The sequence below is a fragment of the Roseomonas sp. CECT 9278 genome, from assembly GCF_918698155.1.
Lineage (GTDB): Bacteria > Pseudomonadota > Alphaproteobacteria > Acetobacterales > Acetobacteraceae > Neoroseomonas.
This window is the reverse complement of sequence record NZ_CAKKLX010000108.1, coordinates 1-2020: the sequence shown is the minus strand read 5'-3', so window position 1 is coordinate 2020 and position 2020 is coordinate 1. Positions and strand designations below refer to the sequence as shown.

Annotated in this window: 3 protein-coding genes and 1 pseudogene; all 4 read right to left on the bottom strand. The window is 74.9% G+C overall.

Annotation, left to right across the window (positions count from 1 at the left end):
• A partial coding sequence (locus tag LQ222_RS26135) for a hypothetical protein (RefSeq protein WP_230169802.1) occupies positions 1 to 516 on the bottom strand: 516 nt, incomplete at its 3' end.
• A 380-nt stretch (positions 517 to 896) separates the two neighbouring features.
• A complete protein-coding gene (gene fdxA, locus LQ222_RS26130; RefSeq protein WP_230169801.1) occupies positions 897 to 1223 on the bottom strand; it encodes a ferredoxin FdxA in 327 nt (108 codons plus the stop codon).
• A gap of 88 nt (positions 1224 to 1311) precedes the next feature.
• Positions 1312 to 1614 (bottom strand): RNA-binding S4 domain-containing protein, encoded by a 303-nt coding sequence (locus LQ222_RS26125; protein WP_230169800.1) that lies wholly within the window; start codon positions 1612 to 1614, stop codon positions 1312 to 1314.
• A gap of 126 nt (positions 1615 to 1740) precedes the next feature.
• Positions 1741 to 2020: pseudogene (locus LQ222_RS26120) on the bottom strand (hypothetical protein); the annotation flags it as partial.

Below are 2020 nucleotides of genomic sequence, written 5' to 3'. Positions count from 1 at the left end.
CTTCGGCGCGGCGGCGGCCGCCTTCGGGGCCGCGGCCTTCGCGGCCGGGGCCTTGGCTGGCGCCGCGGCAGGCGCGGCCGCTGCCGCGGGCTTGGGCGGGGGGGCGGCGGACTTGCCGGCGGGGCGGCTCGCTGCCGACTTGGCCGCGACCGCCTGGGTCTTCGGCTTCGGCGCCGTGGCCGGCTTCGCCGCGACCTTCGGCTTGGCCACCGACTTCACGGCAGCGGTCTTGGGCTTCGCCGCAGCCTTCGGCTTGGCGGCGGGCTTCGCCTTGCTGGCCGGCTTCGGCTTGGCGGCGGAGCGGGTCGGGGTCTTGGCGGATTTCGCGATCGCCTTGGGGCGCGCCGGCGCCTTGGGCTTGGTGGCAGCCTTGCCCTTGGTGGCCGCGCGGGACTTGCTTTGCGCCTTGGCGCGGGCGGTAGCCTTCATGCAGGTATGCTCCCATTTCCGCCGCGTGGTCCTGCGGCGCCCACGACCGCCCCGCGGCCGGCGCAGAGGCCGAGCGACCATCGTCACGCATCACGCCCGGCCGGGGCCCACCCCGGCCATCTGCTTGAAACAATAGCAGAAAAATACCCGCCCGTCACCCCATGGGACAGCGGTGAAGCAGCGGTGACCGGGGGCGAGGCGTGTGGGTTGGCGGCGCCCGGCCGGAATGGCGGGCCGCCGGCGCGTCAGGGGGGCGCTGATGCGGCGCGATGTCGTCGCGCGCCTTCGGTCGGCGTCTGGGTCGTCGCGCGCCGTCGGCACGCGATCAAGCGGCGACGTGCCTCCGGCACGCGATCAACCGGCGACGTGCCTCCGGCCCGCGATCAAGCGGCGACGCGCCTCCGGCACGATACCTCCAACCACCAGCGGTTCCGGCGCCGCGCGGCCGGCACGCCCGGCCGCGGCCGTCAGCCGGGATTCGGGCTGAACAGGTCCTTCTTGCCCGGCTTGTCCTTCCACTCATCGGCATCGGCCGGCGCCTCGCCCTTGCGGGTGATGTTGGGCCATTGCGCGGCATAGGTGCGGTTCAGTTCCAGCCAGGCGGTGCCCTTGTCGTCGCTGTCGGGCACGATGGCCTCGGCGGGGCATTCCGGCTCGCAGACGCCGCAATCGATGCATTCATCCGGATGGATGACCAGCATGTTCTCGCCGACGTAGAAGCAGTCCACCGGACAGACCTCGACGCAGTCCATGTACTTGCACTTGATGCAGTTCTCGGTGACGACATAGGTCACGGGTGGTCGGCCCCCCGGGGCAGGACGTTGCGGCGCCTGCAAAATGGCGGGGCGGCGGCGGTCCCGCAAGCCACCCGCAGGACATGGCTCAGTCCCGCGCCATGCCCTCGGTCATGTCCTCGTACAGCGCGCGCGCCGCTTCGGGCGGGCCGCGCCGGGCGGCCAGGCCCAGAACGCGCCATACCGCGATGCGCCCGCGCTCGCCCTGGCCCTGGGCGATGGTCAGCACGTCGCCCGGGCGGACGCGGGCATGGGACTTGTCGGTCGGCTGGCGGTTGATGCGCACCGCGCCGGCCTCGACCAGGCGGGCGCAATCGGCGCGGGTCTTGCGCAACCGCGCGCACCACAGCCACAGGTCGATTCGCTGGGCGTCGCGGTCGGCCTGGTCCACGGCGCCGCGTCAGCGCCGGTCGTGGGCGCCGCCGGGGGACGACGCGCGCCATCCGGACGATGCCCGGCCCGGCGCCCGGTCCGAATCGCGGCGTCGCGGTGCGGGCCGGAGGGTCACGGCCGGCCCTCAGTCCTTCTTGAGCAGGTTGGCCAGCACCGCGAAGGGGCTGTCCGGACGCGGCATGGAGGGCAGGGAAGGCCGGTCCTCCCGCGGGCGGCGGGGGCCGCGGTCACGATCCCGGTCGCCCTGGTAGCCGCCGCCCTTGCCCTGGCGGTTCTGGTCGCGCGGCGGCCGGTTGTCGGGCCGGGGCGGGCGGGGGTCCTGGCGCGGCGGGCGCGGGGCCTCGGCACCTTCGGCCGGCGCGGCGCCCTCGGCCGCGGGCGCATCGGCCGGCGGCTGGTCGGGC